Origin of the sequence: Stenotrophomonas pavanii, from assembly GCF_900101175.1 — a bacterium.
Lineage (GTDB): Bacteria > Pseudomonadota > Gammaproteobacteria > Xanthomonadales > Xanthomonadaceae > Stenotrophomonas > Stenotrophomonas pavanii.
In genome coordinates this window covers 119,596-134,041 of sequence record NZ_FNFQ01000001.1, presented here as the reverse complement: position 1 = coordinate 134,041, position 14,446 = coordinate 119,596, and the positions used below count along the sequence as shown (strand labels likewise).

General features: G+C 67.9%; 11 protein-coding genes. 9 read left to right on the top strand and 2 right to left on the bottom strand.

Annotated elements, in window-relative coordinates; genetic code table 11:
• Positions 1-74: 74 nt before the first annotated feature.
• Both BLS66_RS00655 and BLS66_RS00650 read right to left on the bottom strand, forming a co-directional pair.
• Complete coding sequence (locus BLS66_RS00655) at positions 75-848, bottom strand: TatD family hydrolase (RefSeq protein WP_074724870.1); 774 nt, start codon at positions 846-848, stop codon at positions 75-77.
• Positions 845-1,060, bottom strand: coding sequence for a DUF6116 family protein (locus BLS66_RS00650; RefSeq protein WP_049466674.1), 216 nt, complete (start codon positions 1,058-1,060; stop codon positions 845-847). Before BLS66_RS00650 ends, BLS66_RS00655 begins: the two co-directional genes overlap by 4 nt.
• Positions 1,061-1,223: 163 nt before the next feature.
• Between BLS66_RS00650 and BLS66_RS00645 the strand changes: the two genes are divergently transcribed.
• The 9 genes from BLS66_RS00645 to BLS66_RS00605 all read left to right on the top strand — a co-directional run bounded on the left by BLS66_RS00645 (position 1,224) and on the right by BLS66_RS00605 (position 14,302).
• Complete coding sequence (locus BLS66_RS00645) at positions 1,224-2,069, top strand: glycine zipper 2TM domain-containing protein (protein WP_049466688.1); 846 nt, start codon at positions 1,224-1,226, stop codon at positions 2,067-2,069.
• Positions 2,070-2,193: 124 nt separating this feature from the next.
• Positions 2,194-2,736, top strand: coding sequence for a GNAT family N-acetyltransferase (locus BLS66_RS00640; RefSeq protein ID WP_053460845.1), 543 nt, complete (start codon positions 2,194-2,196; stop codon positions 2,734-2,736).
• A 289-nt stretch (positions 2,737-3,025) separates the two neighbouring features.
• Positions 3,026-3,682, top strand: a complete 657-nt coding sequence (locus tag BLS66_RS00635; RefSeq protein WP_053462551.1) for a glutathione S-transferase family protein — start codon at positions 3,026-3,028, stop codon at positions 3,680-3,682.
• A gap of 61 nt (positions 3,683-3,743) precedes the next feature.
• Positions 3,744-6,023, top strand: a complete 2,280-nt coding sequence (locus tag BLS66_RS00630; RefSeq protein ID WP_074724869.1) for a thiamine pyrophosphate-dependent enzyme — start codon at positions 3,744-3,746, stop codon at positions 6,021-6,023.
• 3 nt (positions 6,024-6,026) lie between these two features.
• Complete coding sequence (gene asnB, locus BLS66_RS00625) at positions 6,027-7,970, top strand: asparagine synthase (glutamine-hydrolyzing) (protein WP_074724868.1); 1,944 nt, start codon at positions 6,027-6,029, stop codon at positions 7,968-7,970.
• 66 nt (positions 7,971-8,036) lie between these two features.
• Positions 8,037-8,597, top strand: a complete 561-nt coding sequence (locus BLS66_RS00620; protein ID WP_053460842.1) for an NADPH-dependent FMN reductase — start codon at positions 8,037-8,039, stop codon at positions 8,595-8,597.
• Positions 8,598-8,865: 268 nt separating this feature from the next.
• A complete protein-coding gene (locus BLS66_RS00615; RefSeq protein WP_014647708.1) occupies positions 8,866-10,296 on the top strand; it encodes a replicative DNA helicase in 1,431 nt (476 codons plus the stop codon).
• A 173-nt stretch (positions 10,297-10,469) separates the two neighbouring features.
• Positions 10,470-12,713 carry a TonB-dependent receptor gene (locus tag BLS66_RS00610; RefSeq protein ID WP_074724867.1) on the top strand — a complete coding sequence of 748 codons (2,244 nt, stop codon included), beginning with the start codon at positions 10,470-10,472 and terminating at the stop codon, positions 12,711-12,713.
• Positions 12,713-14,302: an alkaline phosphatase D family protein gene (locus tag BLS66_RS00605; RefSeq protein WP_074724866.1), complete on the top strand. Its 1,590-nt coding sequence runs from the start codon at positions 12,713-12,715 to the stop codon at positions 14,300-14,302. The genes BLS66_RS00610 and BLS66_RS00605 overlap by 1 nt, the downstream gene beginning before the upstream one ends.
• Positions 14,303-14,446: the final 144 nt, after the last annotated feature.

Below are 14,446 nucleotides of genomic sequence, written 5' to 3'. Positions count from 1 at the left end.
TAGTGCCGGCCGCTGGCCGGCAACTCCGGAATGATCGAATCAGCGCTGGTGCCGGCCGGGGGCCGGCAGTACCGTTAGAGCGCCGGCAGCGCGAACAGCCGCCGTGCGTTTTCCGTGGTGATCCGGGCCACTGCCTCCAGCTCCATCCCGCGCAGTGCAGCCACGTGACGGGCGATGGTTGCCAAGCGCGCCGGTTCATTGCGCTGGCCACGGATGCCCGCGTCGGGCTGGTCGGGTGCGTCGGTTTCCAGCAGCAGCTGTTCCAGTGGCATGTCGCGCACCAGCCGCTGCAGGCGCTGAGCACGCTCATAGGTCAGCGGACCGCCAAGGCCCAGCAGGAAGCCTTGTTTGTGCAGTTGCGCGGCCTGTTCGGGGCTGCCGGAAAAACTGTGCACCACGCCGCGCAGGCCGCCGATGCGGCGGATCGCGGCGATCACCGCGTCCACCGCGCGTCGCGCGTGGACGATCACCGGCAGGTCGAATTCACGGGCCAGTTCCAGCTGGCCGATGAAATACGCCTGCTGGGCCTCGGCATCCAGTCCTTCGACGAAGAAGTCGAGGCCGCATTCGCCGATCGCGCAGGGGCGTTCGCGCGCGATCCACTCGCGCAGCAGCGGCAGGTGCCCAGGCTGGTGCTCGGCCAGGAACATCGGGTGCAGGCCATAGGCCGGGTGCAGTCCCGGTGCCTGCCGGCAGACCTCGCGCAGCTTCGGCCAGCTGGCAGCGGTCACCGCGGGCACGACCTGCAGGCGCACGCCTGCGGCCTGCGCGCGTGCGATTACGGCGGCGCGGTCACCGTCGAACTCGCCGGCATCGAGATGGCAGTGGCTGTCGACCAGCAGGTTCAACGCTGCTCCAGCGGGGGCGGCGTGGCCGTGTTGCGATTCTTCCAGTTGGCCAGCAGCAGCGTGCCGAAGCCGAGCACCAGCTCATCGACGAACGGGATCGGGTCCGGGATGAACAAGGTCAGCACGAACAGGCCGGCGGTGAGCTTGAACAGGGTGGGGTAGCGCAGCCGGCGCGCCCATTGCAGTACCGGCAGCAGCATCGGGTTGGCCATGGCGGGAATCCTCGTGGGGAATATGCAAACGCTACCACGGGCCCAGCATTTCCCGATGCTGAATGGGTTACAGGAATGAGCAGGAAATGTGGAGATTCCGTTCAGGCAGCGCGTGCTGCAATCTGCCTCGAGAACGTTGCGGATGGTCCGCAAGGAGCAGGTCATGAAAAGCACAACTACAACTGTCCTGGTCGCAGCGGGCGCGCTGCTGGTCGGTGGCATCGCCACCGCCGCCTTCATGAAGAGTGGCGACCGCTCGCCCGATTCCATCAGCGCCGCAACCCCCAATGGCGAGTCGCGCCTGGTCGATGGCAACGCCACCGACGATGGCGCACGTGGTGACACGCTGGCCCCGTCCGCGCCGCGCGGGCTGGAGTACGCCGACGTGCTGAAGGTCGACCCGATCACCGAGAAGCAGAAGGCCTATGCCACCGTGATCGGCACCGATCCGGTGCGCGAGACCTCCACCACCCAGACCCCGCACGAGGTCTGCCAGGACGTGACGGTGCAGGAACGCCTGCCGGAACGTGATGGCAACGTCGGCGGCACCGTGGTCGGCGCGGTGGTCGGTGGCCTGCTCGGCAACCAGGTCGGTGGCGGCAACGGCAAGAAGGCCGCGACCGCAGCCGGTGCGGTGGCCGGTGGCTTCATCGGCAACCAGATCGACAAGCGCCACGTGGGCGGCCGCGTGGTCAATCGCACCGAGCGCCAGTGCCACACCGAAACCGCAACCTCCGAGTCGAGCCGCGTCACCGGTTACAACGTGACCTATCGCAACGAGGACGGCACCACCGGCACCATGCGCATGGCCAGCAAGCCGGGCAGCCGCATCGCCATGGGTACCAATGATGTGGTGAAGGGCTACAACGTGACCTATCGCTACGACGGCGCCGAGAAGACCGTGCGCATGGACAACAAGCCAGCCAGCGACCGCCTGCCCGTGGTCGATGGTCAGCTGGTCACGCAGACCGCCGCAGCCGGTGCCACCGCCGCAGCGACGCGCCAGTAATCCCAGGCAACCGCAGTACCCGACGGGCCGGCACATGCCGGCCCGTTCTGTTGCAGCCGGTGGTGTTCATCCGCACGGCGGGGCAATCCACCATCATGGACGTTCCCTTCGACATGGAGTCGGCATGAGCATCTTCGACCTGCGCATCGAAACCGAGCGGCTGATCCTGCGCCCGCTGCTGCGCGAAGACTACGAACCGTATCTGGCGTTCTGCGCCGACGAGGCCACGATGCGTACCCTGGGCGGCGTGCAGCCACCCTCCGTGGCCTGGCGCGGTTTCTGCAGCCTGGCCGGTGCCTGGCAGCTGTTCGGCTTCTCGATGTTCAGCGTGATCGAGAAAGCCAGTGGCGAATGGATCGGGCGGATGGGACCGTGGCAGCCGCAGGACTGGCCAGGTACCGAAGTCGGCTGGGGCATCCGCCATGCCAGCTGGGGCAGGGGCTACGCGCCGGAGGCGGCGGTCGCGGCGATCGACTGGGCGTTCGACACGCTCGGGTGGGATGAGGTGATCCACACCATCGCCGAGAACAACGACAACTCGCGGGCGGTGGCGCGAAAGCTGGGCAGCACCCTGCTGCGCATGGGGGAGCTGCCCGCGCCCTACAACGACAAGCCGATGCAGATCTGGGGGCAGTCGCGCGAGCAGTGGCGGCAACGCGCGCGCTGAGCGTGGCCGGTCGTGCCGGCCGCTGGCCGGCAATCGCTTGGATCCAGCTGCATCGAGGTTGCCGGCCAGCGGCCGGCACTACCGACTGCATCGAGGATGCCGGCCAGCGGCCGGCACTACCAGCTGCATCGAGGTTGCCGGCCAGCGGCCGGCACTACCAGCTGCATCGAGGTTGCCGGCCAGCGGGCAGCGTTGCCGCGTTGCCATGCTGCACCCGCGCTTGGCATTCATCGGCGTGCTTGCCAGACTGCACGCAGCCGGCCGCCGGCCGGATACGAGGGAGCAGGCAATGGTGGAAGAGCGGGTCCCGTTGACGGTGCACGGCATGTCGGTGTCAGGCAATTGCCACAAGGTCCGCCTGCTGCTGGAGCAGCTCGGCAGCCGCTACCGCTGGGTCGAGGTGGACAGCGCCCATGGGCAGACCCATACCCCCGAGTTCCTTGCGCTGAATCCCAATGCCAAGGTGCCGCTGATCGTCCGCGACGATGGCCGTGTGTTGACCGAGTCCAATGCGATCCTGTTCTGGCTGGCCGAAGGCACGCCCTACCTGCCCAGCGATGGATGGGAGCGCGCACAGGCGCTGAGCTGGATGTTCTTCGAGCAGTACACGCACGAGCCGTGCGTCGCAGTAGCGCGTTTCATCCGAGGCTGGACCCCGGCGGATTCACCGCGCCGCGCCGAACTGCCACGGTTGCACGAACGTGCCGCCAGCGCGCTGGCGGTGATGGAACAGCACCTGCGCCAGGCACGCTGGTTCACCGGCAGCGGCTACGGCATTGCCGATATCGCGCTGTTCGCCTACACCGATGTGGCAGGCGAGGGCGGCATCAGCCTGGAGCCTTTCCCCGAGGTGCGCGCCTGGCTGCAGCGGGTGCGTGGGCAACCCCGCTTCCTGCCGATGCCGGCGGTGACCGCCGAGGTACGCGCGCGATTCGAGGCCGCGTGATGCCCGCAGCGTAGCGCCGGGCACGCCCGGCGGAATGCAACAACGACACGGAGGGTGTTCGATGTTTGCTGTGGTCCCGGATCCGATTCCCGCGCGCATGCGCGTGCTCAACCGCGCCGAGGTGTGCGACGCCAATTTCCTCGAGGCGGTGCGTGGTTGGCGGGGTACCGCGCGCGCGCGCCCTGCGCCGGACGCGCCGATCCTGCCGGGCAGCACGCTCAGCGCCTCGGCGTTCGGCGAACTGTTCGATTCGCAGCTGGCCAGCCGCCAGCTGGACCTGATGGCCCGCGTCCTGCGCGTGCAGAACAAGGTCTTCTACACCATCGGTTCGTCCGGCCATGAAGGCAACGCGCTGCTGGCGCGGGCCTGCCGGCATACCGACCCGGCGTTCCTGCACTATCGCTCCGGTGCCTTCATGGCCGAGCGTTCGCGCCAGGTGCCGGGCATCGACCCGTTGCGCGATGCCGCGCTTTCGTTCGCCGCCAGCGCCGACGATCCGGCCAGCGGGGGCCGGCACAAGGTGTGGGGCAGCAAGCCGCTGTGGGTGCTGCCGCAGACCTCGACCATCGCTTCGCACCTGCCCAAGGCGCTGGGCACCGCACTGGCCCTCGAGAGTGGCAAGCGACTGGGCCAGGCGCTTCCCATTCCGGCCGACAGCATCGTGCTGTGCTCGTTCGGGGATGCCTCGGCCAACCATGCCAGCGCGCAGACCGCGTTCAACACCGCGATGTGGGCGGCCTACCAGGCGCTGCCGGCGCCGGTCCTGTTCGTCTGCGAGGACAACGGCCTGGGCATTTCGGTGAAGACGCCGGAGGGCTGGATCGCCGAGCGTTTCGGCCGGCAGCCGGGGCTGGACTACTTCTTCGCCGATGGCCTTGACCTGGCCGTGGGGCATGCCCAGGTGCAGGCCGCGGTGGACCATTGCCGGCGCACCCGGCGGCCGACCTTCCTGCATCTGCGCACCACGCGCCTGATGGGCCACGCCGGCACCGACTTCGAAGTGGAATGGCGCCCGTTGCCGGAGCTGTGCGCGGCCGAGGCGCAGGATCCGCTGCTGCGCTCGGCGCAGATCGCGCTGGAATCGGGCTGGATGGATGCGGCAGCCGTCGAGACCGCCTACGAGACGATGCGTGCGCGCTGCATGGCCGCCGCCGCCGAGGCCGAAGGACGGCCGAAGCTGCAGTCGCTGCAGGCGGTGATGGCGCCGCTTGCGCCGTACACGCCGGCTGCGGTGCAGGCCGAAGCGCGGCGCGAGGTGCCAGCGGCGACGCGCGAAGCGCTGTATGGCGGTGCGCAGGCCCTGCCCGAACGGCAGCCGCCACGCCACCTCGCGGTCCAGATCAACCACGGCCTGCAGGAGCTGCTGGCGAAGTATCCGCAGAGCCTGCTGTTCGGTGAGGACGTCGCGCAGAAGGGCGGTGTCTACACCGTCACCAAGGATCTGCTGCGCCGCTTCGGCCCACGCCGGGTGTTCAACACCCTGCTGGACGAGACCATGATCCTGGGCATGGCGCAGGGCCTGGCCAACCTGGGCATGCTGCCGATTCCGGAGATCCAGTACCTGGCCTATCTGCACAACGCCATCGACCAGGTGCGCGGCGAAGCGTGTTCGCTGCAGTTCTTCTCCAACGACCAGTTCCGCAACCCGATGCTGGTGCGGGTGGCCGGACTGGGCTACCAGAAGGGCTTCGGTGGCCACTTCCACAATGACAACTCGGTCACCGCGCTGCGCGACATTCCCGGCCTGGTGGTGGGCTGCCCCTCGCGCGGCGACGACGCGGTGATGATGCTGCGCACGCTGGCCGCACTGGCGCGGGTGGATGGGCGCGTGGCGGTATTCCTGGAGCCGATCGCGTTGTACATGAGCAAGGACCTGTACGAAGCGGGGGATGGCCAGTGGCTGTTCGACTACCCGGCACAGGGCCGGGCGCTGGTGCTGGGCGAGGGCCGGGTCTACGCACCCGAGGCCGGAGATCTGGTGATCTACACCTATGGCAATGGCGTGCCGATGGCGTTGCGCGCGGCGCGGGCCATCGAGCAGCAGCTGGGCTGGCAGGTGCGGGTGGTCGACCTGCGCTGGCTGGTACCGCTGGATGCCGGCTTCATCGCCGCCCAGGCCGCCAGCGCGCGGCGGGTGCTGGTGCTGGACGAAGGCCGCCACAGCGGCGGAGTGGGTGAGGGCGTGGTCACGGCGCTGGTCGAGGCCGGCTTGGGTCACCTGCCGCTGCGCCGGGTCTGTGGCGCCGACACCTACACGCCGCTGGCGGGGGCAGCAATGTTTGGGCTTCCAAGCGACAATGCGGTGATTGGCGCCGCCCTCGACCTGGCGCAGGAACCCTGATGCATGTGTGGATTGGCGGGAATGTTGTTGCCGGCGCCGCTGGCGTCGGCCGAGGTACTGCAGGCGCAGGCCCTGGCCATGGGCCAGGCGCTGCACCACCGCGGGCCGGACGATGGCGGCAGCTGGGTCGATGCCGAGGCCGGCATTGCGCTGGCGCATCGCCGGCTGAGCATCCTCGACCTGTCCCCGCTGGGCCACCAGCCGATGGCCTCGGCCGACGGCCGCTACGTGATGGCGTACAACGGCGAGGTCTACAACTTCGCCGCCCTGCGTGAACAGCTGGAACCGCTGGGGCACACCTTCCGCGGCCACTCCGATACCGAAGTGCTGCTGGCGGCGATCCTGCAGTGGGGCGTGGAAGACACGCTGCAGCGCTGCAACGGCATGTTCGCCATCGCGCTGTGGGACCGCCAGCAGCATTGCCTGTGGCTGGCGCGCGACCGCGTCGGCAAGAAGCCCCTGTATTACGGCTGGGCCGGCGACACGCTGGTGTTCGGCTCGGAACTGAAGGCGTTGTGGCAGCACCCGGCGTTCGACAACGACATCGATCGCGATGCATTGACCCTGCTGCTGCGGCTGGACTACATCCCGGCGCCGCACAGCATCCACCAGCGCTGCTACAAGCTGATGCCGGGCCGCGTGCTGCGCCTGGACGCGGCCGCTGTCGCTGCAGGGGCCGCCGCACATCGCCCGGAGCAGGCGCAGCGCCCGTACTGGGACGCGCGTGCGCGCATGCAGGCCGCGCTGGCCGCACCGTTCCAGGGCCGCATCGAGGAGGCCGAGGAACAGCTGGACGCATTGCTGCGCGACGCGGTGGCGCTGCGCATGGTGGCCGACGTGCCGGTCGGCGTGTTCCTGTCCGGCGGCACCGACTCATCGCTGGTGGCGGCGCTGATGCAGGCGCAGAGCGGGCAGCCGGTGCACAGCTTCAGCATCGGCTTCACCGGTTCGGGGCACGATGAGGCACCGCTTGCCCGCGAACTGGCCACCCACCTGGGCTGCGATCACACCGAGCTGTACGTCAGCGGCGCCGACGCCCTGGCGGTGGTGCCGCAGTTGCCATCGATGTTCGATGAACCTTTCGCCGACGCTTCGCAGGTGCCGACTGCGCTGGTCGCCCGGCTGGCGCGGCAGGGGGTGACCGTGGCGCTGTCCGGCGACGGTGGCGATGAGCTTTTCTTCGGCTACACCCGCTATGTACGCGCGCTGCGCAACTGGCAGATGCTCGGCCGCGTGCCGGGGCCGCTGCGGCGCTGGATGGGGGCACGCGCGCAGCAGCAGGGCGAGGCCTCGCGGACCGGCGGCCTGGCCGCGCTGCTGGCCGAGACCGGTGCGCGTGGCATCGGCGACGTCTACCGCAACCGTATTTCGCGCTGGCGCGACCCGGCGGCGGCGGTACCCGGTGCGCAGGCGGCCGGCAGCTTCTACGACCTGGCCGATCCGCTGCACGGCGCGGGTACGCCGGCCGATGCAATGATGCTGGCCGATTTCGTGACCTACCTGCCGGACGACCTGTTGTGCAAGGTCGACCGTACCTCGATGGCGGTCAGCCTGGAGGCGCGCGCGCCACTGCTGGACTGGCGCGTGGCCGAGTTCGCCTGGTCGCTGCCACTGGGCTTCAAGCGCAGCGAGACGACCAGCAAGGTGCTGCTCAAGCGCGTGCTGGGGCGCTATGTGCCGCATTCGATGGTGCACCGCCCCAAGCGTGGCTTCGGCGCACCGGTCAGCGACTGGCTGAAGGGCGACCTGCGCCCGTGGGCCGAGGACCTGCTGCAGCCGTCGCGGCTGGAGCGCGAAGGCGTGTTGTCGGCGGCGGCGGTGCAGCCACTGTGGCAGCAGTTCCTGGCGGGGCAGCGCAAGTGGCATACCCATCTGTGGAACGTGCTGATGTTCCAGGCCTGGCAGGCGCATTGGCGCGACGTGCGCGCAGGCATTGCGGGGCGCTGATCTTCACCGGCCCGCACGTGCCCGGGGGCTAGGCTGGGCGTTCCGCACCGTGAGGAGAATGTCCCGATGTCCACCCCCACCATCGCCGTGTTCGTCGGCAGCCTGCGCAAGGACTCCTGCAACCGCAAGCTGGCCCATGCGCTGGAAAAGCTCGCCGGTGACCGCGCGCGCTTCCAGTACGTGCAGATCGGTGACCTGCCGTTGTACGACCAGGATTTCGACGCCGACTATCCGCCGCAGGGCACCCGGCTCAAGGATCAGGTGCGCGCTGCCGACGCGGTGCTGTTCGTGACGCCCGAGTACAACCGGTCGGTGCCCGGCGTGCTCAAGAACGCCATCGATATCGGATCGCGCCCCTATGGCGACAGCGCGTTTGCCGGCAAGCCGGCGGCGGTGATCGGTGCATCCATCGGCCAGATCGGCACCGCCGTGGCCCAGCAGCACCTGCGCAACAGCCTGGCCTTCCTGGACATGCACGTGCTTGGCCAGCCCGAGGCCTTCATCCACTTCAAGGACGGCCTGATCGATGCCGACGGCACGATCCACAACGAAGGCACGCAGAAGTTCCTGCAGGGCTATGTTGACCGCTTCCTGGCGCTGATCGCAGTGCACGTCAAGGGCGATTGACGCCTGCGGACGACCCGGCCGCGCCTGGGGGTCGGATCCTGACGCGCAGCGACGGGCTCCGACCCCGGGACGTTGATCTGCGATAATGTCCCGCTCGGGTGCCGCAAGGGCGCCCGTCGCAGGCAGTGCGACGCCCCCACGCCAGTCTGGCCAGGCGCCGGCGGATATCCCCCGTTTCTCCACGGCTTATCCACAGGCTTGTCCATGGTCGCCGGGGTCGGCGCATGCCTACACTCGTCTGGCCCACTTTTGCAGGAAACACCGCAGCATGTCCGCTCGTCCCGGCTTCCGTTCCAACCGCAGAGAGCGCGGTGATGGCTTCGATCGCGATCGCGACGAGTCGCGCATCGACCAGTTGCGGGTACCGCCGCATTCGGTGGAAGCCGAGCAGGCGGTGCTGGGCGGCCTGATGCTGGCGCCCGAGGCCTACGACCGGGTCAATGACCAGCTGACCGAGGGCGATTTCTACCGCCGCGACCACCAGATGATCTATCGCGCGATCCGCGAGCTGTCCGAGCGCGAGCGTCCGTTCGATGCGGTGACGCTGGGCGAGTGGTTCGAGTCGCAGGGCAAGATGGAACTGGTGGGTGATGGTGCCTACCTGATCGAGCTGGCCAGCACCACGCCGTCGGCCGCCAACATCGTGGCCTATGCCGAGATCGTGCGTGACAAGGCGGTGCTGCGGCAGCTGATCCAGGTCGGCACCGATATCGTCAACGATGGCTTCCAGCCCGAAGGCCGCGACAGCAGCGAGCTGCTGGCCTCGGCGGAAAAGAGCGTGTTTGCCATTGCCGAACAGGGCGCGCGTGGCCGTACCGATTTCGTGGCCATGCCCGGTGCGCTGAAGGATGCGTTCGAGGAACTGCGCAACCGCTTCGAGAACGGCGGCAACATCACCGGCCTGCCGACCGGCTACACTGATTTCGATGCGATGACCGCCGGCCTGCAGCCGACCGACCTGATCATCCTCGCGGCACGCCCGGCCATGGGCAAGACCACTTTCGCACTGAACATCGCCGAGTACGCGGCGATCAAGTCGAAGAAGGGCGTGGCGGTGTTCTCGATGGAAATGTCGGCATCGCAGCTGGCGATGCGCCTGATTTCCTCCAACGGCCGCATCAACGCGCAGCGCCTGCGTACCGGCCAGCTGGAAGACGAGGACTGGAGCCGCGTCACCAGCGCGATCAAGATGCTGAAGGAAACCAAGATCTTCATCGACGATACGCCGGGCGTGTCGCCGGAAGTGCTGCGCTCCAAGTGCCGCCGCCTGAAGCGCGAGCATGATCTCGGCCTGATCGTGATCGACTACCTGCAGCTGATGAGCGTGCCGGGCAACAGCGAAAACCGCGCCACCGAGATCTCGGAAATCTCGCGTTCGTTGAAGGGCCTGGCCAAGGAACTGAACGTACCGGTGATCGCGCTGTCACAGCTCAACCGCTCGCTGGAAACGCGTACCGACAAGCGCCCGGTGATGGCCGACCTTCGCGAGTCGGGCGCAATCGAGCAGGACGCGGACATGATCGTGTTCATCTACCGCGACGACTACTACAACAAGGAAAACTCGCCGGACAAGGGCCTGGCCGAGATCATCATCGGCAAGCATCGTGGTGGCCCGACCGGTTCGTGCAAGCTGAAGTTCTTCGGCGAATACACCCGCTTTGACAACCTGGCCCACGATTCGGTCGGTTCGTTCGAATAACCGGAGTGCCGGGCGCTGGCCGGCAACCATCCGCCGGCCGGCAGACCATTCGAAACGCCAAGCGCCCGTCTGTGGCGTGTAAATGACATGTAACGCGACGCTTCTACGATTCCGCCGCTGCTGCCCTTCGACGCCGCCCTTCGGCGTCCAGCGTGCCCAAGGAATCCGCCCCCATGCCGTCCCACGCTCCGCTTCGCCGCAATCTGCTGGCCCTGCTGGTCTGTGCCTGGCTGCCGTCGCTGGCTGCCGCTGAAACTGCTCCTGCTGCCGACGCAGCGTCGGCCACCACCCTCGATTCAATCTCGGTGATCGGCCGCGGCGAAGCCCGCCAGGTGCAGCGTGTGACCGCCGAGGACATGAAGATCCTGCCGCCCGGCGCCAACCCGCTGAAGCTGCTGGCCAGCAAGCCCGGTGTGCACTTCGAGTCGGCCGATGCCACCGGCGCCTACGAATGGTCCACCACCATCAGCCTGCGTGGCTTCAACCAGAACCGCCTGGGCTACACGCTCGATGGCATCCCGCTGGGCAACATGGCCTATGGCAACAGCAACGGCCTGCACATCAGCCGTGCCGTGATCAGCGAGAACCTGGGCGGAGCCGAAGTGTCCACCGGCATCGGTGCGCTTGGCACGCCGTCCACCAGCAACCTCGGTGGCGTGTTCCAGTTCTATTCGATCGATCCGTCCACCGAGTACGGCGTGGTGCTGGCGCAGGGCTTCGGCAGCGACAGCGCGCGGCGCAGCTATGCGCGCCTGGAGACCGGCGAGCACCAGGGCTTTGCCGCCTATCTGTCCGGCGTGTATTCGGAAGGTGACAAGTGGAAGGGCAAGGGCTCGCAGGAGCTGAAGCAGTTCAACGGCAAGGCCACCTACAACTTCGGAACGGACAGCAGGATCACCGCGTTGTTCAACGCCTCGCGCCGCGTCGAGGCCGATTACCAGGACCTGTCGCTGGAGATGATCGATCGCCTCGGCTGGGACTGGGACAACTACGCGCCGGACTGGGATCGCGCCGTCGCCGCGGCACGCGGGACATTCAGCGGTGGCGTCAACAGCCCGTGGGATGCGTACTACTCCGGCCACGGCCTGCGCAACGATGACCTGTCCAGCATTGCCGGCGATTTCGGCCTGAACGAGGCGATGCGGCTGAAGGTCAACGTCTACAACCACAGCAACCGTGGCCAGGGCCACTGGTTCAGCCCGTCCAACCCGTCCAACCCGGGTACCCTCCGCGAGATCCCGATCTCGATCCGCACCACCGAGTACGCGATCGACCGTACCGGCGTGACCTCGGCGTTCACCTGGAACGTCGGTGGCCACGAACTGGAAGCCGGCCTCTGGTACGAGGACAACGGCCACAGCGTGCAGCGCAACTTCTACTACATCGACGGCCCGGTCACCGACGACTTCTTCCTGCGCAACCCGGACCAGCGCGTGTGGCACCAGCGCTACACCACCATCACCCGCCAGTTCTACGTGCAGGACCGCTTCCGCCTGTTCGACGACCGCCTGACCATCGATATCGGCGCGAAATCGCCGCACACCCGCACCCGCGTGCGCACGCCACTGGGCAACTATGCCAACAACAGCAGCCTGACCTCGAAGAAGGGCTTCCTGCCGCAGGCCGGCTTCAACTTCAAGCTCAACGAAGGCAACGAGATCTTCGGTTCGTTCGCAAAGAACGTCGCCGCCTATGCGCTGGGCGTGGGCAGCCCGTTCAACGTGCCACAGGCCGCGTTCGATGCCAGCGCGCAGAACCTGAAGCCGGAACAGTCGCGCACCCTCGAGCTGGGCTGGCGCGGCTACGGCCAGGGCTATGAAGCCTCGGTTGCGGTGTACGACGTCAAGTTCGACAACCGCCTGCTGGCGATCGCCCAGTGCGTGGGCATCCTCGGCTGCCCGGCGCTGTTCTCCAACGTTGGTTCGGTGACCAGCCGCGGCGCCGAGGCGACCCTGCAGCTGAAGCCGATGCAGGACCTGGCCTGGTCCAACGCGCTGTCCTGGAATGACAGCACCTACGACAACGACTATGTGAACAACGGCGTGGTGCCGACCCGCGGCAAGAAGACCGTCGACACCCCCGAATGGATGTTCGCCAGCACCCTGGCCTGGACCCCGGGCCCGTGGGACATGCGCCTGTCGGCCAACCACGTCGGCAAGCGCTACGTGACCTATACCAACGACGCGTCGGTGCCAAGCTACTGGCTGATCAACGCGTCGGTCGCCTATGACTTCGGCACGCTGGGCCCGGCGCAGAACCTGACTGTGGCGCTGAACCTGACCAACCTGACCGACAAGCGCTACCTGTCTTCGATCAACACCAACGGCACCTACGCCGCCGACCCGACCCGCAGCCTGGCGACCATGCAGGTCGGCGCGCCGCGGCAGGTGATGGCCACCGCCACCGTGCGCTTCTGATGCGCGGGCCGGTGGATCCGGAAAGCCGTCGTCGCCTGCTGCGCATGGCGTGGCAGGGCACGGGGGCGGCGATCGCGCTGGCGGCGATGCCGGGGCTGGCCACGGCGGGCCCACGGCCGCGGCTGGGGCGTGATCCGTTCACCCTCGGCGTCGCCGCTGGCGATCCGGATCCACAGGGTGCAGTGCTGTGGACGCGGCTGGCGCCGGACCCGCTCAACGGCGGTGGCATGCCGTCGCGGGCGGTGCCGGTGCGCTGGTTCGTGGCCGAAGACGCCCGGATGCGACGGTTGGTGCAGCGTGGTGTTGCCGCGGCGGTGCCCGAGCTCGCGCATTCGGTGCATGTGGAGGTCAACGGCCTGCGCCCGGGCCGCGACTACTACTACCGCTTCGCCTGCGACGGTGATGAGGAAAGTCCGGTTGGGCACTTCCGTACCGCACCGCTGCTGGAAACCCAGCTGCAGCAGCTGCGGCTGGCGTTGGGCACCTGCCAGGCCTGGAACAGCGGCTATTACCCGGTACTGCGGGATATCGCGCAGAGCGATGTCGACCTGGTGCTGCATGCGGGCGATTACCTGTACGAGTACAGCCCGCTGCAGAATGCGCGCGGCGAAACACTGGATGCGGCGCGCTTCAGCGGTGAAACCATCAGCCTGCAGCGCTACCGTGACCAGTACGCGCTGTACAAGCTCGATCCGGATCTTCAGGCGGCCCATGCCGCGCATGCCTTCGCGGTGATCTGGGACGACCACGAAGTGCAGAACGATTACTCTGGTATCCATCCGGAGAAGCCCGGCGTCTCGACGGAGGATTTCATCGTGCGCCGCGCGGCAGCCTACCGTGCGTTCTACGAACACCTGCCGATGCGCAGCACGCCTGCGGGCAACGGCGGCCTGCGCGTGCATCGGCGCCTGCGCTATGGCGACCTGGCACAGCTGACGTTGCTGGACTGCCGTCAGTTCCGCCCGGCCAATCCCTGTGGTGTGGGCGAGTCACCACGCTGCGAGGCGGCGCTCGATCCACGCATGAGCATGCTCGGCATCGGCCAGGAAGCGTGGTTCACGCAGTCGATGGCCGCCGCACAGGGCGCGCGCTGGAACGTGGTGGTGCAGCAGCTGCTGATGGCGCAGCTTCGGCTGGACGGCGGCACGCCGCGCGAGCGCTTCTGGAACGACGCCTGGGATGGCTATCCCGCCGCACGCAGGCGTCTGCTGCAGGCGATGCAGGCGGGCGGGCAGGGCAATGCCATCGTGCTTGGCGGCGACTGGCATTCCACCTTCGTCAACGACCTCAAGCTGGATTTCGATGCCGTCGGTGCGCCGGTCGTCGCCACCGAATTCATCGCCCCGGCGATCAGCAGCGGCGGTGACGATACGCCGTATGGGCCGTACTACGGTCCGTCGATAGTGCAGAACCCGCACATCCGCTACTTCGACGGCGACCGCCGCGGCTGGTGGAAGCTGCAGTTGAACCGGCAGACGCTGGACGCCGAGCTGCGCTTCGCCGACAGCGTGCTGCGCCCGGATGCCGCGGTGCGCACCGCGGCGCGCTTCCAGGTGACCCACGGCCGCCCGGGGGCAGTCCCGGCGTGACTCGGTTCGGTAGTGCCGGCCGCTGGCCGGCAACCTGATCAATCTCCGGTTTCCCCACCACCGGTTTCATCGCCGCCAGCCCGGTTTCGTCGCAAACCGTTTGCCGGCGGCGCAGGCAGGGCGCCAAGGTATGCGCAGGCGGCA

Excerpts from the sequence above, each read along its gene's own strand:
- BLS66_RS00630 (WP_074724869.1), top strand. The coding sequence starts at position 3,744 with ATGTTTGCTGTGGTCCCGGATCCGATTCCCGCGCGCATGCGCGTGCTC.
- BLS66_RS00615 (WP_014647708.1), top strand. The coding sequence starts at position 8,866 with ATGTCCGCTCGTCCCGGCTTCCGTTCCAACCGCAGAGAGCGCGGTGAT.
- BLS66_RS00650 (WP_049466674.1), bottom strand. The coding sequence starts at position 1,060 with ATGGCCAACCCGATGCTGCTGCCGGTACTGCAATGGGCGCGCCGGCTG.
- BLS66_RS00605 (WP_074724866.1), top strand. The coding sequence starts at position 12,713 with ATGCGCGGGCCGGTGGATCCGGAAAGCCGTCGTCGCCTGCTGCGCATG.
- BLS66_RS00645 (WP_049466688.1), top strand. The coding sequence starts at position 1,224 with ATGAAAAGCACAACTACAACTGTCCTGGTCGCAGCGGGCGCGCTGCTG.
- BLS66_RS00620 (WP_053460842.1), top strand. The coding sequence starts at position 8,037 with ATGTCCACCCCCACCATCGCCGTGTTCGTCGGCAGCCTGCGCAAGGAC.
- asnB (WP_074724868.1), top strand. The coding sequence starts at position 6,027 with ATGTGTGGATTGGCGGGAATGTTGTTGCCGGCGCCGCTGGCGTCGGCC.
- BLS66_RS00610 (WP_074724867.1), top strand. The coding sequence starts at position 10,470 with ATGCCGTCCCACGCTCCGCTTCGCCGCAATCTGCTGGCCCTGCTGGTC.
- BLS66_RS00640 (WP_053460845.1), top strand. The coding sequence starts at position 2,194 with ATGAGCATCTTCGACCTGCGCATCGAAACCGAGCGGCTGATCCTGCGC.
- BLS66_RS00635 (WP_053462551.1), top strand. The coding sequence starts at position 3,026 with ATGGTGGAAGAGCGGGTCCCGTTGACGGTGCACGGCATGTCGGTGTCA.